Annotated in this window: 19 protein-coding genes; 10 read left to right on the top strand and 9 right to left on the bottom strand. The window is 71.2% G+C overall.

The features are described from left to right. Positions 1-17: 17 nt before the first annotated feature. Positions 18-1,025 (bottom strand): ETX/MTX2 family pore-forming toxin, encoded by a 1,008-nt coding sequence (locus QIY60_RS29350; RefSeq protein WP_283145190.1) that lies wholly within the window; start codon positions 1,023-1,025, stop codon positions 18-20. Between the two features lie 299 nt (positions 1,026-1,324). Between QIY60_RS29350 and QIY60_RS29345 the strand changes: the two genes are divergently transcribed. Next, on the top strand, positions 1,325-2,053 hold the full coding sequence (locus QIY60_RS29345; RefSeq protein ID WP_283145189.1) for a hypothetical protein: 729 nt from the start codon (positions 1,325-1,327) through the stop codon (positions 2,051-2,053). A gap of 866 nt (positions 2,054-2,919) precedes the next feature. Continuing rightward, the gene (locus tag QIY60_RS29340; RefSeq protein ID WP_283146114.1) at positions 2,920-4,077 is read left to right on the top strand and encodes an MFS transporter; all 1,158 of its coding nucleotides are present in this window, start codon (positions 2,920-2,922) and stop codon (positions 4,075-4,077) included. Positions 4,078-4,221: 144 nt separating this feature from the next. Here the strand turns inward: QIY60_RS29340 and QIY60_RS29335 are convergent, their stop codons facing one another. After that, a complete protein-coding gene (locus QIY60_RS29335; RefSeq protein WP_349253966.1) occupies positions 4,222-4,824 on the bottom strand; it encodes a DUF6817 domain-containing protein in 603 nt (200 codons plus the stop codon). Between the two features lie 47 nt (positions 4,825-4,871). Between QIY60_RS29335 and QIY60_RS29330 the strand changes: the two genes are divergently transcribed. Continuing rightward, positions 4,872-5,006 carry a CGNR zinc finger domain-containing protein gene (locus tag QIY60_RS29330; protein WP_349253965.1) on the top strand — a complete coding sequence of 45 codons (135 nt, stop codon included), beginning with the start codon at positions 4,872-4,874 and terminating at the stop codon, positions 5,004-5,006. A gap of 34 nt (positions 5,007-5,040) precedes the next feature. Here QIY60_RS29330 and QIY60_RS29325 read toward each other — a convergent pair whose 3' ends face one another. Further along, the gene (locus QIY60_RS29325; RefSeq protein WP_283145187.1) at positions 5,041-5,460 is read right to left on the bottom strand and encodes a nuclear transport factor 2 family protein; all 420 of its coding nucleotides are present in this window, start codon (positions 5,458-5,460) and stop codon (positions 5,041-5,043) included. Positions 5,461-5,720: 260 nt separating this feature from the next. Between QIY60_RS29325 and QIY60_RS29320 the strand changes: the two genes are divergently transcribed. Together QIY60_RS29320 and QIY60_RS29315 are read left to right on the top strand one after the other, a co-directional pair. After that, positions 5,721-6,320 carry a cupin domain-containing protein gene (locus QIY60_RS29320; protein WP_283145186.1) on the top strand — a complete coding sequence of 200 codons (600 nt, stop codon included), beginning with the start codon at positions 5,721-5,723 and terminating at the stop codon, positions 6,318-6,320. Between the two features lie 525 nt (positions 6,321-6,845). Beyond that, the gene (locus QIY60_RS29315) at positions 6,846-8,477 is read left to right on the top strand and encodes an ATP-binding cassette domain-containing protein (protein ID WP_283145185.1); all 1,632 of its coding nucleotides are present in this window, start codon (positions 6,846-6,848) and stop codon (positions 8,475-8,477) included. Here QIY60_RS29315 and QIY60_RS29310 read toward each other — a convergent pair. The 6 genes from QIY60_RS29310 to QIY60_RS29285 all read right to left on the bottom strand — a co-directional run bounded on the left by QIY60_RS29310 (position 8,474) and on the right by QIY60_RS29285 (position 16,350). Next, positions 8,474-9,685 (bottom strand): MFS transporter, encoded by a 1,212-nt coding sequence (locus QIY60_RS29310; RefSeq protein WP_283145184.1) that lies wholly within the window; start codon positions 9,683-9,685, stop codon positions 8,474-8,476. The genes QIY60_RS29315 and QIY60_RS29310 overlap by 4 nt on opposite strands. 116 nt (positions 9,686-9,801) lie before the next feature. Further along, the gene (locus QIY60_RS29305; RefSeq protein ID WP_283145183.1) at positions 9,802-10,401 is read right to left on the bottom strand and encodes a TetR/AcrR family transcriptional regulator; all 600 of its coding nucleotides are present in this window, start codon (positions 10,399-10,401) and stop codon (positions 9,802-9,804) included. 123 nt (positions 10,402-10,524) lie between these two features. Continuing rightward, positions 10,525-12,285: an NlpC/P60 family protein gene (locus tag QIY60_RS29300; RefSeq protein ID WP_283145182.1), complete on the bottom strand. Its 1,761-nt coding sequence runs from the start codon at positions 12,283-12,285 to the stop codon at positions 10,525-10,527. Between the two features lie 115 nt (positions 12,286-12,400). Beyond that, a complete protein-coding gene (locus tag QIY60_RS29295) occupies positions 12,401-13,357 on the bottom strand; it encodes a DUF4232 domain-containing protein (protein WP_283145181.1) in 957 nt (318 codons plus the stop codon). Between the two features lie 108 nt (positions 13,358-13,465). After that, a complete protein-coding gene (locus QIY60_RS29290; protein ID WP_283145180.1) occupies positions 13,466-13,684 on the bottom strand; it encodes a hypothetical protein in 219 nt (72 codons plus the stop codon). Between the two features lie 71 nt (positions 13,685-13,755). After that, complete coding sequence (locus tag QIY60_RS29285; RefSeq protein ID WP_283145179.1) at positions 13,756-16,350, bottom strand: alpha-L-arabinofuranosidase C-terminal domain-containing protein; 2,595 nt, start codon at positions 16,348-16,350, stop codon at positions 13,756-13,758. Positions 16,351-16,629: 279 nt separating this feature from the next. On the opposite strand from QIY60_RS29285, the gene QIY60_RS29280 reads away from it, so the two are divergent. The 5 genes from QIY60_RS29280 (at position 16,630) to mmsA (ending at position 22,655) form a co-directional block, all read left to right on the top strand. Continuing rightward, on the top strand, positions 16,630-17,796 hold the full coding sequence (locus tag QIY60_RS29280) for a mandelate racemase/muconate lactonizing enzyme family protein (RefSeq protein WP_283145178.1): 1,167 nt from the start codon (positions 16,630-16,632) through the stop codon (positions 17,794-17,796). A 23-nt stretch (positions 17,797-17,819) separates the two neighbouring features. Beyond that, positions 17,820-18,872, top strand: coding sequence for an alcohol dehydrogenase catalytic domain-containing protein (locus tag QIY60_RS29275; RefSeq protein ID WP_283146113.1), 1,053 nt, complete (start codon positions 17,820-17,822; stop codon positions 18,870-18,872). Positions 18,873-18,982: 110 nt separating this feature from the next. Then, positions 18,983-19,978 carry a hypothetical protein gene (locus tag QIY60_RS29270; RefSeq protein ID WP_283145177.1) on the top strand — a complete coding sequence of 332 codons (996 nt, stop codon included), beginning with the start codon at positions 18,983-18,985 and terminating at the stop codon, positions 19,976-19,978. 5 nt (positions 19,979-19,983) lie between these two features. Further along, positions 19,984-21,087, top strand: a complete 1,104-nt coding sequence (gene chvE / locus QIY60_RS29265; RefSeq protein ID WP_349253964.1) for a multiple monosaccharide ABC transporter substrate-binding protein — start codon at positions 19,984-19,986, stop codon at positions 21,085-21,087. Positions 21,088-21,098: 11 nt separating this feature from the next. After that, entirely contained in the window at positions 21,099-22,655 is a 1,557-nt protein-coding gene (gene mmsA / locus QIY60_RS29260; RefSeq protein ID WP_283146112.1) for a multiple monosaccharide ABC transporter ATP-binding protein, read from the top strand. Positions 22,656-22,659: the final 4 nt, after the last annotated feature.

Here is a 22,659-nt window from a genome sequence, read left to right as displayed (position 1 = left end):
CCCCTACGAGTTCCGGCTCAGCGGCCCGCGACGACGGAACGCTTGCCGTCCGGCGTCAGCGGCACGGTGAGCGGCTGGGTACCCACACCGCGTGCGGCGCGGCCGTCCAACGGCTTCTGCACCGTGTTGATGTTCAGCGAGACACCCTGGCCTCCGCTGAACGTGCCGGTCGCGAACGCGTTCACCGTCGCGTCCGCCGTGACCTCGTAACCGGTCGTGTCCACGATGCCGTGGGTGCGGCAGTCGCGGAAGACCTCCTCGATCGGGACGAACCACAGCCAGTGCAGGTCCGAGCCACCGTTGAGGTCGACCTTCTCGTTGAACCACACGGCCACCATCCCGGACATCGACACCGTGGCCGTCCAGTCGATGTCGTACCGCTGTGTCCCCACCACCAACGACGCCTCGACGGCGGACTTCGGCGGGATCCGCAACGGCAGGTCGACGCTCCAGGTCTGCGTCTCCTTGTGCGCGAACTCCTGGGTCGAGGAGAGGCTCGCTTCGATGGAGGTGGTCTCGCTCACCTTGGCGACGGCCGGAATCTCCGCCGACACCTCCATCGTCACACCGATCTTCAGCGACTCGGTCACCGAGATCCGCAGGTCCTGCTCCGTCGTCTTGCTCTGCTTGTACGTGACGGTCTGCTCGACCGCCGTGCCGTTGCGGTAGTTCGTGGTGATCGAGCTGACCTGGCCGGGGATCGGCGAGGGCGCGCTCGGGTCGTAGGTGATGCCGGAGTACTTCGTGCGGACCTGATGGCGGTGGTAGTCGGCGAGGAAACTCTGCTTCCCGTAGTCCGTGGAGGCGGTGAACCGGCAGCCCCGGGACGACGGATGGCGCTCGCGGGCCATCCATCCGCCCCAGGCGTCGGTGATCTCCTGAAGGGAGCGACTGGCCCCCTTCTTGGGCGGTGCGGCCTGTGCGGGAGTCGCGGCGGCGAGGGTGACCGGAATCGTGGCGGCGACTCCGGCGGCGGGCGCGAAGGCCAAGAGGCGCCGCCGGGACACACCGGGTATCTGGGACATGGGGGATTCAAGACCTTTCTGCGGCACGGGCGTACGGGACGGAATTCCTGGTACGCCATGCAAGCCGCGATCCCATCGGCGGCCTAGGGACTTAAGTCCTTGCTGATCCACCCCGGCCGACCTTGGCCGAAAACCTCACAGGAAGCCCGCTTCCAGGCCGACAGCGCGGTCCGGTTCTTCGCCCGCCACCTCGGCCGCCCCACCGCGTGACCGGCCTGATCCGACCTGACGGTATCGGCGCTCCGGCCACCGGCCGGGCGCCGATACCCGTGTCCGGCCCGAACGGGCAGACTGTGCGCGTGGACGACTACCGCCCGGTGCACCGGGAGCGCGCACCCGAATCGTACGGACGCCTGCGCGTGCGCAGCACCGATCTCGACCCCGCCCGCTGGCTCACCGAACGGCCCCCGGGGCAAGGGGACTTCGGCACCGCGGCGGGCGTCGCCGCACCCGGATTCGCCGCGTACGCCCGGGTGCTGCATCCGGCCTCCCTGGAGGAACGGCCGGTGCGGTGGGCGACGGTGGCGGCCGCGTACGGGCGGGAAGTCGCGCCGGGCACCGACTGGCACGAGCTGATCGGGGCGGACCGCGACTACCAGAACGCCGAGGTGTACGGCCTGGCCGGCGTCTGGGACGAGCACCCGGCCGAGGGGCCGACCCCGCCCGCCGTCGCCCAGGCCCTCATCCCGGTCCTGGCCCGGCACACCCGGACGGTGGAGCACTGCTGGTTCGGGCTGTGGCACGGCTACGGCCGGTGGGACTTCGACCACGTTCCCACCTTCGAGACCCCCGGCCGCGAGGAGGTGCTGCTCTCCGGGCCCCTGGCCGACGCCGTCTCGCCGGTGTCGCTCGACGAGTTCGCCGAGCTGCCCGACCTGTGGTGGCCCCAGGACCGCGCCTGGTGCCTGGGCGGTGACGTGGACCTGGTCAGCACGTACGTCGGCGGGTCCCCCGCGCTGATCGCCGAGCTGCTGGCCGCTCCGGAGCTGGAGGCGCACCCGGTGGCGCCGGGCGACGCGGTGGGCTGACCCCCCGTACGGCATCGCCCGAGCAGACCCATGCGATGGGCACACCGGGCGGCCACCAGCAGCCCCAGGGCGACGGCATCGCCGTAGCGCAGGGCGCCGAGGACGCGCGGCGCGCGGCGCGTCGGCCACCGCGTGCCCGTACCGGAACACCCCGGCCGGGCCGTCCTCCAGCGGGTCGTAACAGATGAGAGCGGCCCGGGCGTCGGCGCACAGCGCGATGAAGGACGCCGGCGCGCTCCTGTCATACCGGCCGTCCGGGCGCAGCCGGGCGCAGACCTGGTCGTACGAGGCGGGGCACACCGACAGCACGTTCCTGACCAGGGCGTACAGCCCCGGCCTGACGGCACCGGGTGCCGGCGTGTCGAGGTGGTGCAGGACGCGGTGGGCGTGGGCCGCCGGGACGCCGTGGTCGGAGACGACTACGAACCGCTCGGCGTCCAGCCGCCGGGCTATGCCGGTCAGCTCGTCCCACGAGGCGGCGCCGGTCCGTACCTGCAAGGGAAAACAGGCGAGGCCGGAGCCGATGCTCCGGTCGAGGGCTACGGGTGAACGAGAGGGAAGCATGAGGGAGTCACAGACCGGGCGCTGCCCAAGGTTCGGGCGATGCCCTCATACCGTCGGCGCCCCCGGGCCCCGGACACATGAGGCTGCGGCCCTGTCACGGCCCCGTCGTCGGGTCCCAGGGACTCCCAGGCGCGGTCCCGCCTTCGCCCACCCGGTGAGTCATCACCGTCGGCGCGCGGGGCGCGCGGCCCTGACCGGGGTGTTCCTGATAGGCAGTCGCGGTGAGCAACCACGTATCCGCGCGCGAGGCGGACGACGCCGGTCTCGGCACGTACGGCACCGGGCGCGGCTGGCCCTTCGCCGTGGCCGCCTACGCGTTCGTCGTCGCGATGTGCGGCACGACGCTGCCCACTCCCCTGTACCGCATGTACCAGCGGGAGTTGGGCTTCTCCTCGTTCATGGTGACGGTGATCTTCGCGGTCTACGCGGTCGGGGTCATCGTGGCACTGCTCCTGCTGGGGCAGTTGTCGGACTCCGTGGGCCGACGGCCGGTGCTGCTGGCCGGGCTGGTGTTGTCGGCACTGAGCGCGGTGTCGTTCCTCTTCGAGCGCGGGCTGCCGGAGCTGTTCGCGGGCCGGGTGCTGTCAGGGCTGTCCGCGGGCCTGTTCACGGGGACCGCGACCGCCGCTGTGGTGGAGCTCGCCCCTCGGCGGTGGGCCGCGTCCGCCACGCTGATCGCCACCGCGGCCAACATGGGCGGTCTGGGCAGCGGACCGCTGCTGGCGGGCCTGCTGGCGCAGTTCGCGCCGGACCCGCTCCGCCAGGTGTTCATCGTGGACCTGGCACTCGTGGCGGCGGCCGTCGTCGGCGTACTGCTGATCCCGGAGACGGTACGGAACCGGAACGGCCGGTCGCGCCGCCCCCGGCGCCTGCACGTGCCGCCGCAGGTGCGCCCCGCCTTCGTCCCGGCGGCCATGGCGGGCTTCGCCGGGTTCGCCACGCTGGGGCTGTTCACCTCGGTGGCGCCGAGCTTCCTGAGCGAGGTGGTGGGAGTGAGCGAACCGGCGGTCTCCGGCACGGTGGTCTTCACGGTCTTCGCGGCGTCGACGGCCGGTCAGCTGCTGATGGGGCGAGTGGGCGTGCGCCGGGCACTGCCGTGGGGCTGCGTGACCCTCGTGGCGGGCATGGCGCTGATCGCCTCCGCGCTGCTGACGGCCTCCCTGCCCCTGCTGGTGGTGGGGGCACTCACCGCGGGCGCCGGGCAGGGTCTGTCGTTCAGGGCCGGTGTCACCGACGTGAGCGAACACAGCCCGCCCGAGCGGCGCGCGGAGATCACTTCAGCGCTGTTCGTCGTGCTGTACGTGGCGATCTCGATCCCCGTGGTCGGCGTGGGAATCATGGCCGTCACGCTGGGTCTGCGACAGTCGGGCCTGATCTTCAGCGGCTGCGTCGCACTGCTGGCGGGCACCACGGCGGTGCTGTTGTGGGTGCGGCAGAGAGCTCGACCCGGTCAGCCGTGATCTTCGGCCGCGCTCCTGTCGTACGTACTGATCTCGATCAGGCTGCCGTCGGGATCGCGCACATGGGTGCTGGTGCTCGGGCCTCTGGCGCCGGTGCGCGGCACGGGGCCTTCTTCCACGGGGATGCCGCAGGCGGCCAGGTGGTCAATTCCCGTGATCTGCAGGGGTGATACGGATCGTACGGGCGTACGGACCCAACCGCCTCGCGCAGGCGTCCTGGGCAGCGCGGGAGAGCAGACCGCCCGAGCGAACGAACAGCCGGTGGAGCTGGGCACCATGGCGGGCGGCGAGTTCGGCGTTGTGGGCCATCACATCGAGCTCATTGGCGGCGGTGATCTCCAGGAACGCGCGCAGGTCGGCCTCGTCCGGCGTGTGCTCCGCGCCGGTGAAGCGATCCCGGAAGACCACCGGCTCGACGCCGCCGAGCTGCGGGTAGACCGCGCCCCGGTCGCAACTGGCGTACAGGTAGACGAGCGCTTCAGCCCTGTCGCCGATCAGCTCGGCGAGCACGGCTCTTTCGGTGACCGGCAACAGCGTCTCGTCGAAGCCGTCGGTCCCGTACGTCGCGTGACACAGTCCCGCCGCCCGGGTGCGGAGATCGGCTCGCCACTCCGCCAACAGGCCGCGCACCCGGCCGAGATGCTCCAGGAGCGTGCCGCCCGGGTGGGGCATCCGCGCCGCTCCCCGGCCGCGCAGGAAGGCTTCTGCTCGTGACCACTCGGATGCCGTTCCAGAGCCGTCAGTCATAGTCACGAGTTGTAGTCGTGACGTGACCGTGCAGACAACCCCGCCCGGTGAAGTCCCCGACGACGCGCGGCCTGCTCTTCGTCGACGCCAGCCGGCCGGGCAGGCGGCGCTGGTGCTCCAGCAAGGCCTGCGGCGGCAAGGAGCGAGCCGCCGCCTACCGCCGCCGCAAGCGCGACGAGTGAGAGCGCGGAGCCCGGCGTACGCACTTGTCGCTGCTCAACTCACCAGCCCCGGCGTGAAGTAGTCGCGCAGATGAGCGATCTTCCCGTCGCGGGTGCGGACGATCTGGACCAGCGAGACGGTCACGTCCGCCCCGTCCCCCTCTCCGTTCCCGTCGAAGACCGTGTCGATCTCGGCGATGAAGACATCGGGATCGTCGGTGATGTGCAGCACGTACCGGGACTTCTCGACGTTCGGCACTCCCCCGTCACCCGTCTGCCGCTCGTAGTACGCTGCCATCGCCCCACGGATCTCCTCACGCCCCTCCATCCGCTTGGGGAAAGCCGCGTCGGCAGGCACGAGCGGCGCCTCCAGGACGCCGTCCTCGGTAAACAGTTCGGCAAGGGCGTCGGCGTTCCGCGTCAGCGCACCGGCGTAGACGTAGTTCCTGAAGATTTCGTCTGGAGAAGCGGACACAGCGGGCTCCCGGGGCGGTAGAACGGACAGGAAGTCCACCTCACCACAGGGATGTTCAGTACCGAGCGATTTCTGCGAGCGATCACCCGTGCCGTCCCCGTTGGGCCCCAGGAGGTGACGGGAGTCTCAGCCGATGGTACGGCGGCCCGGGGAAGGAGAGCGTCCGCGTTCGACTGCGGACCTGTACCCGCAGACGAACAGGCCCTATGTGGGGTAGATCAGAACTCAAGCCATTATCAAGCGGAAAGAGAAGCCTTGTCATGACACACATCGTCCTCCCCGGCCAACGCCCCGAAGGCCGCCGCGGATTCGAGATCGTCCTCTCCAGCAAGATGACCGGCCAAGCGGCCTCCTGGGTGGAAACCCGCCAGGGCCCGGCCTGGTCGGGCCCTCCGTTGCACACCCACGCCGAGTCGACGGAGACCTACTACGTCGTCTCCGGCACCCTCTTGGTCCAGGTCGACGACGAGGTCGTGGAGCTGCGCCCGCGCGCCCTCGCCCACATCACCAGCGGCACGCGCCACACCTGGGCCACTCCGCCCGGCGAGGGTGCCCACTTCCTCACCCTTCACATGCCCGGCGGTTACGAGGACTACCACCCGACCGCCCTCCAGGCCGAGAAGGACAACGGCGGCCCCCTCACCCAGGAAGACCTTTTCAAGATCGCCGCCCGCTTCGACTGGCGTCCCGCGGGCGACACGCCGATGCGCCTCACCCCTGACGGCCGCCTCGTCCCCGCGTCGCAGGCCGACGACGAGGCCTCCCGTCTGCGCGCGGAATGGCTGGCCGCGCAGGGCGAGAAGGCCGAGATCACCCCCATCCACGACCCCGGCTTCTACGTCACCAACCAGCCCGCGTAACCCGGGGCACAACGCAGACGCCAGGGCCCTTCCCTCCAGGGGCCCCGCCGGGCGGGCGCGACGGTGCTGGAGACCGCCGCCTTCAGCCCAGCAGCCACAGCGCGGCTCGCTCGACCCCTGCGTCACGGGGTGCCCGCGGTGTGCGTAACTTACGTACCATGCCTCACCACTGACTGAGTGTCAGGCAAAACGGCACCTCGATGTGCCGCAGGCTCGAAGTGCTCGGTGACGTTGTCGGGAAATTGTTTGCCGCCGCGGCCCTGCGGGCGTTACCGTCAATGACGTCTTTGTCGTCGCTGTTGGGAGAGGCCGTTGCGCTACTGAGGTCTGAGACGCCGTGTGCCCCGTTGTGGTGCGCACGTGTGCGACCTCGGAAGTGTGCTGCCCGCGAGACCGCTGTCCGCCTCTCGCATCCCATGTAGCGACTCTCCCTCGCCATACCCCAAGCCCCCGCTCTTCGCCGGGGTGCGCGGTGTCTCCACACGCTGTCCCCTCACCGGTACGCGCAGTATTTGGAGACCCCGTATGCCCGTGTCCCCCGCCCCCTCCGTGGTCTGCACCGGCCTGTCCTTCACCTGGCCGGACGGCACCGTCGCCCTGGAGGACCTGTCCTGGGCCGTCGGCCCGGGCATGACCGGCCTGATCGGCCTCAACGGCAGCGGCAAGTCCACGCTCCTGCGGCTCATCGCCCACGAGCTGCCCCCGGCCGCCGGCACCGTCCAGGTGACCGGGCGCACCGGCTACCTGCCGCAGGACCTCACCCTGAACACCACCGCCCGCGTCGACCAGGCCCTCGGCATCGCCCGCACCCGTGCGGCCCTGCACGCCATCGAAGCGGGCGACGCCGACGAGCGGCACTTCGCCGCGGTCGGGGACGACTGGGACGTGGAGGAGCGCGCGCACGCCACCCTGGCCCAGCTCGGCCTCGGCCACCTCGGCCTGGACCGCACCGTCGCGGAGGTCTCCGGCGGCGAGGCCGTCCTGCTGCACCTGGCCGCCCTCCTGCTGGCGCGCCCCGACGTGCTGTTGCTGGACGAGCCGACCAACAACCTCGACCACGACGCCCGCCGGCGCCTGTACGAGGCGGTCACCGCCCACCCCGGCACCGTCATCGTCGTCAGCCACGACCGCGCGCTGCTGGAGCGCGTCGACCGCGTCGCGGAACTGCGCGACGGCGCGGTGCGCACGTTCGGCGGCAACCTCGCCGCGTACGAGGAGGCCCTGGCCACCGAGCAGGAAGCCGCCCTGCGCGGCGTGACCGCGGCCAGGGCGCAGGTCGCCCGCGAGCGGCGCGACCTCGTCGACGCCCAGACCCGCCAGGCCCGCAGCACCCGCTACGGAAAGAAGATGTACGCCGACAACCGCATGGACAAGGCGGCCGCCCACACCGCTAAACGGGCGGCCCAGGTGTCCCGGGGCAAGCAGCGCGCCGTCCACGAGCAGCGTCTCGCCGCCTCGCGCGAGCGCCTCGGCGAGGCCCAGCGGGCGCTGCGCGAGGACGACACCATCCGGGTGGACCTGCCCGCCACCGCCGTCCCACCGCACCGCACCGTGCTGACCCTGCGCGCCGCCCGTCTGCGCAACGGTGCCGAGCTCGGCGACCTGGAGGTGCACGGCCCGCAGCGCATCGCCCTGACCGGCCGCAACGGAGCGGGCAAGACCACCCTGCTGCGCACCCTGACGGGCGAACTGCCGCCCGCGGCGGGCCAGGCCGAGGTGCACGTCCCGCTGCGCTACCTGCCCCAGCGCCTGGACCTGCTGCACGGCCCGGCCTCGGTCCTCGACAACGTGGCCCGGCTCGCCCCGCACGCCGACACCAATCGGATCCGCGCCCAGCTGGCCCGCTTCCTGTTCAAGGGCCGACGGGCCGACCAGCAGGTGGACACGCTCTCCGGGGGCGAGCGCTTCCGTGCCACCCTGGCCGCCCTCCTGCTGGCCGAACCCGCCCCGCAGCTACTGCTGCTGGACGAGCCCACCAACAACCTCGACCTGACCAGCGTCCAGCAGCTCACCCAGGCCCTCAACGCCTACCGGGGCGCCCTGATCGTCGCCAGCCACGACCAGCCCTTCCTCGACCTGCTCGGCATCACCCGCCGGCTCCACATCGACGACACCCCGCCGCCGAACTCCCCCGCCGCCTACGGCACATGGGCCTAGCCTCGCGGCGCCTCCAGCGCGCGCCGCCTGCCCGCGGCCACGGGGGCGGGCGCCGCGCGCCGGGGTTCGCCGCGCCGCACCCGTACGACGTCCGGTATCAGCGTGACGAGGGCCAGCACCGCCGTCCCCGCTCCCAGCCACAGCGGCGCCCGCAGGCCCTGGGTGGCGATGGCCGCTCCGCCGAGGCCGGAGCCGATCACCACGCCCAGCGTGATGAAGGAGGAGTGGACGGTGTTGACGAGGGGGCGCGCGTTGGCCGTGCGCTGTACTCGGCTGATCATCGCCGGGTTGAGGGTGACGCCGACGAGCCCGATGCCCGTCATGGCGAGGACGGCGGGGACCTTGTGGTCCGCGAGCAGGGCGAAGGCGGTCAGGAACACGGTGTTCAGGGCGAGCCCGGCCACCAGTACGGGGATGGTGTGGGAGTCGGCGAGACGGGCGACGACCGCGTTGCCGGCCACTGTGGCGGCGCCGTACACGAGCAGGAGCAGCGGAACGGCGCCGTGCGAGAAGCCGGTGAGGTCGGTGAGGATCGGCGTGAAGTAGGAGAAGGCGGAGAAGGTCGCGCCGATGATGAGCGTCGAGGTGGACAGGACCAGCCAGAGCCTCGCGTTGCGGAAGACGGCGAGCTCGTCGCGGAACTCGCCTGCCCCGTCGGCGTGTTCGAGGGTTGGCACGGCGACCGCCGTGGCGACGGCGGCGGCCACGGTGACCGCGCCGACCGCGACGAACCCGGCGCGCCAGCCCCACTGCTGGCCGACGAGCGTGGACAGGGGCAGCCCGAGGAGGGTGCCGACCATGAGGCCCTGCATGGCGACGCCGATGGCACGGCCGCGTACGTCCGGCGAGGTGATCTGGGCGACCACGGAGAGGGCGACACCGAAGAACGCGGCGGAGGCCGTGCCCGTGATGAGCCGGGCGGCGAGCATGACGCCGTAGCTGCCGGCGGTGGCCGCAAGGACGTTTCCGGCGAGGAAGACGGCGAACAGCGTCATCAGCGCCGCTTTGGGACGCAGCCTGAGGACGGCGACGGTGGCGAAGGGGCCGCCGATGGCCATGGCGAGGGCGAACGCCGTGATGAGGTAGCCGACTTGGGCGATGCCGACGTGCAGGTCCTCGGCGATCTGCGGCATGAGGCCGCCGACCAGGAACTCGCTGGTGACCATGGCGAAAATACCGAACGCCATGAGGTGGACGGACTTGGGCATGGGAAACAGCCCCCCTGTTCTGTATTGATCAGTCCAAAATTCGGGCATGCCAAATGACGACTGTGTATGAGGAGTACGTACGAGGAGTGCGCCCCGGCAGAAGCGGCAGCGGTTGGTCAGTGACCGAGCGCGTCGGCTCCGGTCGCCATGATCTGTTCCAGTGCCGCGCGGTCGGCACCCGCCTGGGAGGCGATCCGCATTCCGGCGATCACCGAGGTGAGATACCAGGCGAGCCCGGCAGGATCGCGCGGGGAGCCGATGGACCCGTCCCGCTGCCCCTCCTCGATCACGGCACGGAAGGAACCCAGGCGTCGCTCCAGATCCTTGGCGAGGAGCCGGGCGACCTCGGGGTCGGCCTCCGAGACCGGCTCGGTGAAGGTGTTGACCGTGAAGCAGCCGGCGGCCCGTCCGAGTGCGCGGTTCTCCAGCTCTCCTTCGAGGAGCATCGCGAACAGGGCCCGGATCCGCTCCAGGCCACTGCTCCCCTCCTCGTCGAGGACAGCGACCTGACGAGTCGTCATGGTGTCGATGTAGTGGGCCAGCGCGCGCCGGAAGAGGTGGTCCTTCGAGGTGAAGGTGTTGTAGATGCTGCTCCGGCCGAGGCCGGTGGCCTCGCACAGGTCCTGGGTGGAGGTGGCTTCGTAGCCCTTCGCCCAGAAGGCCTGGCAGGCGGCGGCCACCGCCTGCCGCTCGTCGAACTGCCGTGGTCGCCCCATGAGCAGAACACTAACACGTTTTGGAACGGTCGACCCAAAACGATGGACACCGAAAACCGTCCGCCCGGCCGTGCTCGGCACCGCCGGGCGGACGGTCTCCTGACCGCCCTCGGGGTCAGGCCGTCAGATGCGGTGGACCGTGTGGAGCTTCTTGGCGTACGTGCCCGTGCCGTCGAGCAGCGAGGCGCCGCCTATGTCCGCCATGGTGGGGCCGTTGTTCGTCTTGCGGCTGGACAGGAAGCGGCGCTTGCCGTCCGCGTCCGCGCCCAGGTAGATACCGACGTGGTCCACCGTCACGGTCGGGTTGTCGTCGCCGGAGTCGGCGTTGAACAGCACCAGGTCACCGGGCTGGAGCAGCGTCGCCGCGGGCGGGTTCGTCCCGTCGGTCTGGTCGATGCGCACACCGGGCGCGTAGTCGACCATGTCCCGGGACTTGCGCGGGATGCGGGTGCGCGAGGTGTCCTGGCCCGCCGCCATCGGTACGCCCATGTGGTAGCCGTACACCATGCGCGTATACCCGGAGCAGTCGAGGTTGCCGACCTGCTTGCTGGACGGGCCGGTGTAGGTGCCGTCGGGGAAGGTCCAGCCGGTGTTCATGTACTCGTGGAAGTCGGCGCCCTCGTAGCGGTAGCCCTGCGGGTCCAGGTAGCCGTACCCCGCCTGGCCCAGGACCTGCTTGTCCTTGGTGGGCGCGGAACCGCTGACCACCGCGGGCCCGTCGGCGAGGAACATCGCCGCGTACGCGAGGACGTCCGGGGCCGTCGAGCCCGCCCAGGAGCGGATGGTCTTCTCCAGCTCCGGCGTCCAGTTCCCGTCGAAGGGCTCGGGCAGCACCCGCACCCAGTCGCCGTGGGTGACGCTCGGCGGCGCGGCCCAGGTGGACTGGTCCACCTGGAAGCGGCTGACGACGAGCTTGACCGGCAGGTTGCTGCAACCGTCGTTGGCCAGGGCGCGCAGGCCGACCCGGCCCTTGCCGAAGGTGGAGTCGCTGACGTCGACGGTCCAGGCGACCGGTTCCGTGGAGGTGGTGCGCCAGGCCTTGACCTGGATGCGGGTGCCCTCGCGGCGCACCCGGATCGTCCAGTCGGTGCCCGCGGTCACGCCCGTGGCGAGGGTGACGGCGGACGTGGTCGGCAGCAGGTCGACCTTGTCGGCGACCTCCTTCTCGACGCGCAGTTCGACCGCGCCGGTGGTCAGGAAGGACAGCCGGGCCCGGTAGTTGTTGCTGGGGTCCTGGTAGCCGAACGACAGCGCGTAGGAGCACGCCTGGCCGGTGGGCACCTTGTCGAAGTGCGCCACGGACCGCACGTCGAAGTCCGTGATCTCGCCGTCGCGCAGGGTGGCGTGACGGCTGGCGAAGTCGGTGGTGAGGCTGATGACACCGGCGCCCGGCACGACCGAGTAGTCGGTGTCCGCGGGCCCGAGCGTCGACCAGCTGCCGCCGCCCGGGGAGGTGCCCCAGTACGAGCGGTCGGCCACGGGCAGCGACAGGTCCGGCAGGGTGCGCCCGAAGTCGTCCACGAAGGACTTCTTGTTCTCCGTGAACGTACGCTGCGGGCCGGGCAGGACCACGGTACGGGCGCCGGTGGTCAGCAGCGCGACGCGCTTGCCGCCGGAGGTGACCTCGGTGCGGGCCGGGGTCCCCGACAGCACGGCGGCGGTGAGCGGGGTGTTCAGCGTCAGCTGGCTGAAGTACGAGGCGTTCAGCGGCGGCAGTGTGACCGAGGAGCGCGGCGAGGTCAGACCGGCGGGCGCCGCGAGGGACCCGGCGGAGCCGGAGGAAACGGCGGCACGCGCCGGTGCGGCGGCCAGGCCGCTGAGCGGAACGGTGGCAGCCGAGGCCGCGAAGACGGCGAGCAGGCTGCGTCTGGAGGTGTGGGACATGCGGGTCATCATGAGGCAGCGGGGGGTGACAGGTGACACCGGGCCCCACCGGAGTCCGATGTGACCGGCTCGTGGGTTTGTGTGCACCCTGTGGAGGCCGAGGACGGGGCCGCGGCTACTCCCCCGTCGAGGGCGCGGTGGGGGTGGGCCTACCTCCGCCGAAGCTGTCGGGCGCCGTCGGGCGGGAGGCCTGGTCCTTCGTCTCCTTCGTCCAGGGGCCGACTCCCAGTCTTCCCGTGGTTCCGAGGTCGAGCTCCGGGGTCACGATGACGGTCGGAGAGCCGGGCTTCGCCGTCACGCGGACGTAAGGGACGTTCACGGGGTCCCCGGACTCGGTGGTGTTGCGCCACATCAAGGAGGCGTACGCCGCCTCTCCCGGCCGCAGTGTCACGGGCCGGGGCGCGGTGTCCGGGCCTCCGGCCGTCGAGATCGCGCCGGTACCGTCGAGGATCCGTACGCCGGTCAGCGGCCGCCGCTTCTCGTCGAGGAGCTGGAGGCGGGGGTAGCCGTTGACTTGGACGACGCCGGTCCCGCAGTTGGCCAGGTGGAGTCCTACAGCGCGGAGCCCCATGGCGGCATCGCCCCGGTCGGTCGTGATGCGCATCCCCGAAGGCGGGCACTTCGCCGAGACCTCGGAGGCCTCGTCCGCCGGGACCGCCCGCACCTTGCCGATGCGCACGCGCGTACCGGCAGTGGGGAGGTCTCCGAGCTCGACGGTGTCCTGGACGGTCCGGCCCGGTGGCACGGACGCCACGGTCCGGCTCGGGTTGGAGACGACTTCGCCAGCACCGTTCAGGACCTCGAAGAAGACCGTGTACGCCAACGGCTCGGTCTCCGCGTTCATGACCTGGAACTTCGTCCGCGCATGTGCGGACGGGCCGCAGTCCTGGCCGAGGATCGTCACGCCGTCCCGCTTCAGCTCGGTGGGGTCGCCGACGGGCGGGCGGGGGGTGCACGTCGGCGTACCGGACGCGGCGCGGGAGCCGGAGGCGGCGTTCTCCGATCCGCATCCGGCGACGAGGACGGTGGTCGCGGTGAGGGCGCAGGCGGCGAGGAGAACGACGGGACGCATGCGCTCACTCCATCAGGGGGCCGATCACCCGGGCAATGAGGAAGACCACACGCTTTGTCACACTCGTGATACAGCGTCACCCGGCCGCTGCAAGGTGCCCGCACACCGTCAGTGGCCGGTGACCACCTTCACCATCACCACGCCCAGGCCGATGGCCGCGTCCGTCAGTCCCGCCACGAACGACAGCAGCACCCCGCCGCCCATCCGCCGCCCGCTCGCGAAGCCCCACGCCGCCAGTGAGGCGACATCCACGCCGATCGCGATCCACAGCGCGTCGGTCAGGTCGAGGGCGCCGGCCGCCGGGCCGCCGGGGTCGACGTCGGACATGCCAGCACCGTACGCTCGCCCGAGAAGCCCGCCCTGCGACGCGCGGCAGGCGGCGCGACACCCCGCACCGCTCAGGCCGTCCGCACCTCCAGGACCGTGACCGAGTACGGGGCGAAGGTCGCTGTGAAGGCGGGTATGATACCGCTGACGGAACGGGTGTGCGGGACCACCGCCTCCGGGTCGGCGAGCGTGTTGGTGGCCTTCCGGTCCGCCGCCGCCAGGACCGTGACAGTGCCGGTCGAGGCCGTACGGGCCACCCCCTGGAGGGAGACGGTCGTCTTGCGGGCCGTGCCGCCCGTGTTGACCACCGCGAGGTATATGCGGTGACCGGCCGGGTCGTGGGTGGTGACGACGTTGAGGCCGGGCAGCGCGCGCACCCCGGTGGGCAGCACCACCGTGCCCCGGCGGGTGCGCAGCATCTGCTGTGCGTAGTAGCTGGGCGAGTTGTAGCTGGTCAGGCCGGAGTAGGCGATGAGGTTGGTGGCCCAGGTGTTGTCGTTGACATGGCTGAACAGCGGCGCGTACGACTCCATGAGGACCTGGTCGGAGTTGCGGATGAGCCCGGCCACCCAGGAGGCGTCACCGAGCGCCGCGTCCAGGTCGGGCGTGGGGCGGCCCTCCTGCGCGGCCCACTCCCCGACGAACACCTTGGGGCTGCGCCGGTCCCGGCCGTCGTATTTGTGCGAGCCCGCCTGGAAGGCGGACGGCGACTGGTAGTAGTGCTCGTCGATCAGGTCGTACGGGCGGGACGCGACCGGCGTCGTGGCGATCAGCTTCAGGGCCGGGTAGCGGGCCTTGATGGCGTCGTGGAAGGCGGCATAACGCTCCTCGTACGAGCCGGACTTGTCGAACCAGTCCTCGTTGCCGATCTCCACGTAGGTGAGGGGGTAGGGCGCCGGGTGCCCGTCGGCCGCGCGTCGGGCGCCCCAGGTGGAGGTGGCGGGCCCGGTGATGTACTCGATCTGGTCGAGGGCGTCCCGCACGAAGGGTTTGAGGGCGTCGCCGGTGACGTGGGCGCCCTGCAGGGAGTATCCGGCGTACACGCACAGCAGCGGGGTGCAGCCCAGGTCCTCGGTCATCTGGAGGTATTCGGGCAGGCCGAGGCCGTCGGTGGACCAGTATCCCCAGGCGGAGTTGCGGTGTCCGGGCCGCTGTTCGACCGGGCCGATGGTCTTCTTCCAGTCGAAGCGGTCGGCGATGACGTTGCCTTCGAGGTAGTTGCCGCCGGGGAAGCGAAGGAACGCGGGCCGCAGGGCGGCGAGCTTCTCCATCAGGTCCACGCGCAGGCCGTTGCGTCGGCCCTTGTACGTCGGCGGGAAGAGCGAGACCTGGCTCAGCCAGAGGGTGCCGGGGGCGGGGGCGGTGACGACCAGGCGGGCGTTGAGGGTGGTGGGGGCGCCGGGGCCGGTGCGCAGGGGCAGCTCGTGCTTGCGCCACGAGTTGGTGAGCGCTCCCGTGGACGCGGTGGCGTGGACCGTGCCGTCCGCACCGACGATCGAGACCGTCAACTTGCCATTGATATTCGGCGACTTGACGTGGAGGGAGGCGCGGTAGGTGGTGGAGGGGTGGACCGGGATGCCCCAGAAACCCTCGTTCGCGACGCCGTCCCCGGCGGCGGTGGCCGTGACGCGCAGCGACTGGGTGAGGGCCTGGTTGAGCGGCTGGCCGGTGTCCACGGCGAAGGTGGCGCGGCCCACGGTGAACCAGTGCAGCGGTGTGGCCGCGGCCATGAAGCTGCGGTTGTTGACGAGTTCGGCGTACAGGCCGCCCTCGCCGCTGTGGTTGATGTCCTCGAAGAAGATGCCGCCGAGCTCCGGGCTGACCACGGGGCCCGGCCGGGTGGCGTCGACGGTCAGCAGCGGTCGGGTGGAGTCCACCGGCACGCCCGCGAGGGCGGCGGCGTGCTCGGCGGTGAGGGCGGTGTCGAAGACCTGGACGTCGTCGATGAGGCCGTGCGCCTGGTCGACCTCGGCGCCCCCGAAGAAGCCGCGCCCCACGGCGGTGGCGCCGGTGGCGCGCCAGCCGGCGGCGTAGGGGACCTCGCCCTCCAGGACGCCGTTGACGTAGAGCCGGACGGCCCCGGCCGCCGTGTCGTCGACCCCGAGGAGGTGGTACCAGGTACCGGTCACGGGGGCGAAGGACGCACCGGCGACGGCTGCGGAGGCGTTCGCCGAGGTGGCGTCCGAGGGCAGCCGGGTGAAGGCGAACGCGCCGGTGTCGTCGCGCAGTTGCAGGAAGAACCCGCTGACCTGGACGCCGTCGACGGAGACGAAGGTCTGGTAGCCGGTGGTGGCGGAGAGCCGGACCCAGGCGGCGACGCTGAAGCTCTTCGTGGTGTCCACGACGGGCCCGCGAGCGGTGGCGTTGCCGCCCGCCGAGACGTCGAGGCCGGCCGCCCCCGACTTCGCCGCGCCCCAGCGCGCACCCGCGTCGAGGGTGAGCGTGCGGCCGCCGGCGCTGTCGGCTGCGGTGGTTCCGGCCGCCTCGTCGAAGGCCCAGTGTGCGACGGGCGCGGGGAGCGCGTCGGCCGCCCGCGCCGGGGCGGCCGCGAACGCCGGGCCGATCGCTCCGGCCAGCGGCAAGGCCCCGAGCGCCGTGACGACCGCTCTGCGGCCGGGCCCGGAGTCGGGTTGCTCCGCCGGTCCGGTGGGGGTGCGTGAGGTCATGCTGAACTCCTCAGCTCTCGGTGCGAGTTCGAGATTTCGGACAATGTTCTGCATTTCGTCGCTACTGCGCCGCCGGGAGCATTCCGCGTCCCCCGCCCCCGCGTCAACACTCATGTCGGCACAGGGCCGTTGCGGAGGCAGGTTGCCGCCGCCGACTCCGGAACGGTTCCCGCGCGACCCATTGACACCCGCGACCGCACGTCATTACCGTCACGCCAACATTTCGAACGCGTGACGAAATATCGAACGGCATGGGCCGCAGCCTCGGGAGCAACCGCCTTGCGAATCACGGGAATCAGCACTCACGTCGTCGGGACTCCCTGGCGCAACCTCACCTACGTCCAGGTCCACACCGACGAGGGCCTCACCGGAGTCGGCGAGACCCGGATGCTCGGCCGCACCGACGCGCTCCTCGGCTATCTGCGCGAGGCCGAGGCCAACCACATCGCCGGTTCGGACCCGTTCGCGATCGAGGACCTCGTGCGCAGGATGAAGTACGGCGACTACGGGCGGGCCGGCGAGATCGTGATGTCCGGCATCGCGGTGGTCGAGATGGCGTGCTGGGACATCAAGGGCAAGGCCCTCGGCGTGCCCGTCTGGCAGCTGCTCGGCGGGAAGGTGACGGACCGGGTCAAGGCGTACGCCAACGGCTGGTACACCACCGAGCGCACCCCTGAGGCGTACCACAAGGCGGCCCGGGCGGTCGTCGAGCGCGGCTACCGGGCGCTGAAGATCGACCCGTTCGGCACCGGCCACTTCGAGCTCGACCACCAGCAGACCCGGTACGCCGTGTCGCTGATCGAGGCGGTACGGGACGCGATCGGCCCCGACGCGGAGCTGATGCTGGAGATGCACGGCCGGTTCTCGCCGTCCACGGCGGTGCGTCTGGCCCGCGACCTGGCACCCTTCGAGCCCGCCTGGCTGGAGGAGCCGGTGCCGCCGGAGAACCTCAAGGCCCTGGAGAAGGTCGCCGCCAAGGTGGACATCCCGATCGCGACCGGCGAACGCATCCACGACCGCATCGAGTTCAGGGAGCTCTTCGCGTCGCAGGCCGCCGATGTCATCCAGCCCGACGTGGGCCACATCGGCGGCATCCTGGAGACCCGCAAGCTCGCCGCGACCGCCGAGGCGCACTACGTACTCGTCGCACCCCACAACGTGGGCGGCTCGGTCCTGACCGCGGTCGGCCTCCAAGTAGCGGGCTGCACCCCGAACTTCAAGATCCTGGAGCACTTCAACGATTTCGCGGACGCGGAGATCAAGAAGGTCGTCAAGGGCGCCCCCCAGGTGGTCGACGGCTACTTCGAGCTGCCACAGGCCCCGGGGCTCGGCGTGGAACTCGACGTGGACGCGGCCGCCGAGTTCCCCCAGCAGCAGGCCCGGTTCGACCTGTGGACGGAGGGCTGGGAGAAGCGAGCCCCGAAGGCCTCGGGGGCGGCGGGATGAGCGGGGGCTTCGAGGGCGACCCCATGAGCTGCGGCCCCACAGAGGATCCCCACGGAGCCCCGGCGAGCAGCCGAGCAATCGTCGTCGACGCCCCCGGCACCCACCGCCTGGTCACCGGGCCGCGCCCGCAGCCCGGCCCCGGCGAAGTGCTCGTCGAGGTCGCCGCCGCCGGGATCTGTCTGAGCGACCGCGAGGTGTACGAAGGCCACCGCGCCCCCGGCTATGTGCGCTACCCCGTCACCCCCGGCCACGAATGGTCCGGGACCGTGGTGGCGGTCGGGCCCGGCGTCGATCCCGCACTCGTGGGGCGCAAGACGGTCGCCGAGGGGTTCCGCTCCTGCGGGACCTGCGAGCGGTGCCGGGCCGGGGACACCTCCCTGTGCTCCGCCGCGTACGCGGAGACCGGCTTCACCCATCCCGGCGCCTTCGCCGACCATCTGGTGGTGCCCGCCCGGCTGCTGCACCCGCTGCCGGACGACGCGGACCTGCGCGGCGCGGCGCTGCTGGAGCCCGCCGCCGTGGTCGCCGCCGCCGTCCGGGCCGCCGCGCCGGAGCCGGGCGAACGGGTCGCGGTGGTCGGCGCGGGAACGCTCGGGCTGCTCGCGGTCCAGTTCCTGGCCGCCTCCTCCCCCGGCGAGCTGGCCGTCGTCGACCCCCGGCGCGAACGGGCCGAACTGGCCTGCCGTATGGGCGCGACCGAGACTCGGGCACCCGCCCACTCCCCCGAGGTGCACGGCCGCTACGACCTCGTCGTGGAGACGGCCGGTGCCCGTACCACCGCCGCCGACGCCTGCCTGCTCGCCCGGCGCGGGGGCCGGGTCGTCCTCACCGGGATGTTCGCGCGCGGCGCGGTGGGCATCGACCCGGTGCACCTCTCGGTGAGCCAGCTCACTGTGCGGAGCGTGTTCGGCGCCCCGTCCGCCGCCTGGTCGTTCGCCGTACGGGCCTACGGCTCGGGCCTCATCGACCCGGCGTCACTGATCACGCACGAGTTCCCCCTGGAGCGGTACGCCGATGCCCTCGCGCTGGTCGGAGGCGGTGACCCGAAGACCGGAAAGGTGCTGCTGCGCCCCTGACGTCTCGTCACCCGCCCGCAGCCGTACTTCCGCACACCCCACGAACCGAACCTCGTTCGACATATCGAACGCCCTCATTTCATGGACTCTCTCGTACAAGGAATCCGCCTGTGACCGACGTACCGGACACCGCCCCCGTCCCGGGCCCCGAGGGCCCCCGCCGCCCCGGCGAACCGGCCCTCGCGACACTGGGTCTGGCCGCCCCGCGCGACAACCCCGACGACTCCTCCCCGCACGCGTTCCCCGACGGAGGCACCTGGCGCACCGAGATCCCCTCCGTCGAGGGTCCGGAGGCGCTGGCCGTCGTACTGAAGGAGTCGTCCCGCCTCGACGTGCCCGTCCACCGCGTCAGCCAGGGCAGCGGGGTGTGGATGCTCTCCGACGCCGAGATCACCGAGATGGTGGAGGGGTGCGCCGAGCGCGACATCGAGCTCTGCCTGTTCACCGGGCCGCGCGGCACCTGGGACACCGGGGCCTCCGCGCGCAGCGACTCGGGGGGCGCGGGACTGCGCGCCCGTGGCCATGACGCGCTCGCCGGATGCGTCGAAGACGCCCTGCGGGCTGCCGAGTCGGGGGTGCGCTGTCTGCTCGTCGCGGACGAGGGCGTGCTGTGGAGCCTGCACCGGATGCGCGAGCGGGGCCTGCTGCCCGCCGACACCACCCTCAAGGTCTCCGCGCTGATCGGCCCGGTCAACCCGGCTTCGGTGGCCGTGTACGAGCAGTTGGGCGCCGACTCCGTCAACGTGCCCTCCGATCTGACACCCGCGCACTTCACCGAGGTCCGGCGGGTGTCGGGGGTCCCGCTCGACCTCTACATCGAGGCACCCGACGACCTCGGCGGCTATGTGCGGATGTACGAGGCGCCCGAGCTGATCCGCCGCGCCGCCCCGCTCTACCTCAAGTTCGGCCTCTCCCGGGCGCCCGGCATCTACCCGTACGGCGCCCATCTGCGCGACACCGCCCTGGACACCGCCCGCGAGCGGGTGCGCCGGGGCCGACTCGTCCTCGATCTGCTCGCCCGCCTCGGTGCCGGTGGCGGGATGTCCCCGCTCGGCTCCCGTCTCCCCGGCCCCCTGCACCGCTTCCCCGCGAACCCGAAGGACTGATGACCATGCGCCGCACCCGACCAGCCGCACTCGTGCTCGCCCTCGCCGGAGCCCTCGCCCTGACCGCCTGCGGGCAGGACAGCGAGGGCGGCGGCAAGGCGACGCCCAAGGGCGGCAAGGGAGCCACGATCGGCATAGCGATGCCGACCAAGTCGTCCGAGCGCTGGATCGCCGACGGGAACAACATGGCCCAGCAGTTCCGGGCGCTCGGCTACAAGACCGACCTCCAGTACGGCGAGGACAGCGTCGACCAGCAGGTCGCCCAGGTCGAGAACATGATCACCAAGGGCGTGGACGCCCTGGTGATCGCGGCGATCGACGGACGGGCGCTCGGCGACGTCCTCAAGCAGGCCGCCGACCAGCACATCAAGGTGATCTCCTACGACCGTCTCATCCTCGGCTCGCCGAACGTCGACTACTACGCGTCGTTCGACAACGAGAAGGTCGGGGTGCTCCAGGCCACGTACATCGTCGACAGGCTCGGCCTCAAGAGCGGCAAGCAGGGCCCCTTCACCATCGAGCTGTTCGCCGGATCGCCCGACGACAACAACACCCGCTACTTCTTCCAGGGCGCCCTCAAGACGCTCCAGCCCTACATCGACAAGAAGCAGCTCGTGGTGCGCAGCGGCCAGACCCGCCTCAACCAGGTGACCACGTTGCGCTGGGACGGCGCCACCGCGCAGAAGCGCATGGACGACCTCCTGACGAAGGCGTACTCCACCGAGCGCGTCGACGCCGTCCTGTCGCCGTACGACGGGATCTCGATCGGCATCCTGTCCGCCCTGCGCTCCGGCGGCTACGGAACGACCGCCAAGCCGTATCCGGTCGTCACCGGGCAGGACGCCGAGGTGGCGTCCGTGAAGTCGATCATCGCGGGCGACCAGTCCCAGACCGTCTACAAGGACACCCGCGCCCTGGCCAAGCAGGCCGTGCAGATGGCCGACGCGGTGCTCACCGGAAAGACGCCCCAGGTCAACGACACCAGGAGGTACGACAACGAGAAGAAGGTCGTGCCCGCCTTCCTTCTCAACCCGGTCAGCGTCGACAAGTCCAACTACCAGGCGACGCTGGTCGATTCGGGCTACATCAAGGCGAGTGACCTGAAGTGAGCGCCCCGGACATGGGGGCGCCCCTTCTTGAGATGCGCTCCATCGTCAAGACGTTCCCCGGCGTCCGGGCGCTCTCCGACGTGTCCCTCACCGTCGCGCCCGGCGAGGTGCACGCCGTCTGCGGCGAGAACGGTGCGGGCAAGTCCACCCTGATGAAGGTCCTCAGCGGCGTCCACCCGCACGGAAGCTACCAGGGCGACATCCTCTTCCAGGGCGAGCCCTGCGCGTTCAAGGACATGAGGGCCAGCGAGGCGCGCGGCATCGTCATCATCCACCAGGAGCTGGCGCTCGTCCCCTACCTCTCCATCGCCGAGAACATCTTCCTCGGCAACGAGCACGCCAGGCGTGGGATCGTGAGCTGGGGCACGACGCTCAAGCACGCGGCGCGGCTGATGAAGAGGGTGGGTCTGCGCGAGCATCCGCAGACCAGGGTCGCGGACATCGGGGTCGGCAAACAGCAGCTCGTGGAGATCGCCAAGGCCCTCTCCAAGGAGGTCCGGCTGCTGATCCTGGACGAGCCGACCGCAGCGCTGAACGACGAGGACAGCGCCCACCTCCTCGGCCTCATCCTGGAGCTCAAGGCGCAGGGCATCGCCTCGATCATCATCTCGCACAAGCTCAACGAGATCGCGGCGGTCGCCGACTCGGTCACCGTCCTGAGGGACGGCAGGACCATCGAGACCCTGGACGTTAAGGCCCCGGACACCACGGAGGAGCGCATCATCCGGGCCATGGTCGGCCGCGACCTCGACCACCGCTTCCCCGAACGCACCCCCTACGCGGGCGATCCGGGCGCCCACCCCGCCCTGGAGGTGCGCGACTGGACCGTGCACCACCCCATCGACCAGCAGCGCAAGGTCGTCGACGACGTCACCCTGCACGTCCGGCGCGGCGAGATCGTGGGCGTCGCCGGGCTGATGGGGGCGGGCCGCACCGAGCTGGCCATGAGCGTCTTCGGCCGCTCCTACGGCCGCGGCATCAGCGGCACGGTGTGGAAGGACGGCCACCGCATCCGTACGAGGACCGTCCCCGAGGCGGTGGGCCACGGCATCGCGTACGTCACCGAGGACCGCAAGCACTACGGCCTCAACCTCATCGACACCATCAGCCGCAACATCACCCTGGGCGCCCTGGGCAAGGTGTCCCGGCGCGGCATCGTGGACGAGCACGAGGAGCGCCGCGTCGCCGAGTCGTACCGCTCCTCCATGGGCATCAAGGCGCCGACCGTCTTCGAGCAGGTCGGGCGGCTGTCCGGCGGCAACCAGCAGAAGGTCGTCCTCAGCAAGTGGATCTTCGCGGGCCCCGATGTGCTGATCCTCGACGAACCCACGCGCGGCATCGACGTGGGCGCCAAGTACGAGATCTACACCGTCGTCGACCGGCTCGCCGCCCAGGGCAAGGCCGTCGTGTTCATCTCCTCCGAACTGCCCGAACTCCTCGGCATGTGCGACCGCATCTACACCATGGCGGCCGGCCGCCTCACCGGCGAGACCGCCCGGGCGGATGCGACCCAGGAAGTGCTGATGCGCCTCATGACCACGCACGACATGACCACGAACAAGAGGTAGCCGC

The organism is Streptomyces sp. BPTC-684, assembly GCF_030028635.1.
Lineage (GTDB): Bacteria > Actinomycetota > Actinomycetes > Streptomycetales > Streptomycetaceae > Streptomyces > Streptomyces noboritoensis.
The sequence above is the reverse complement of the archived record's forward strand: the minus strand, read 5'-3'. Positions and strand labels throughout refer to the sequence as shown.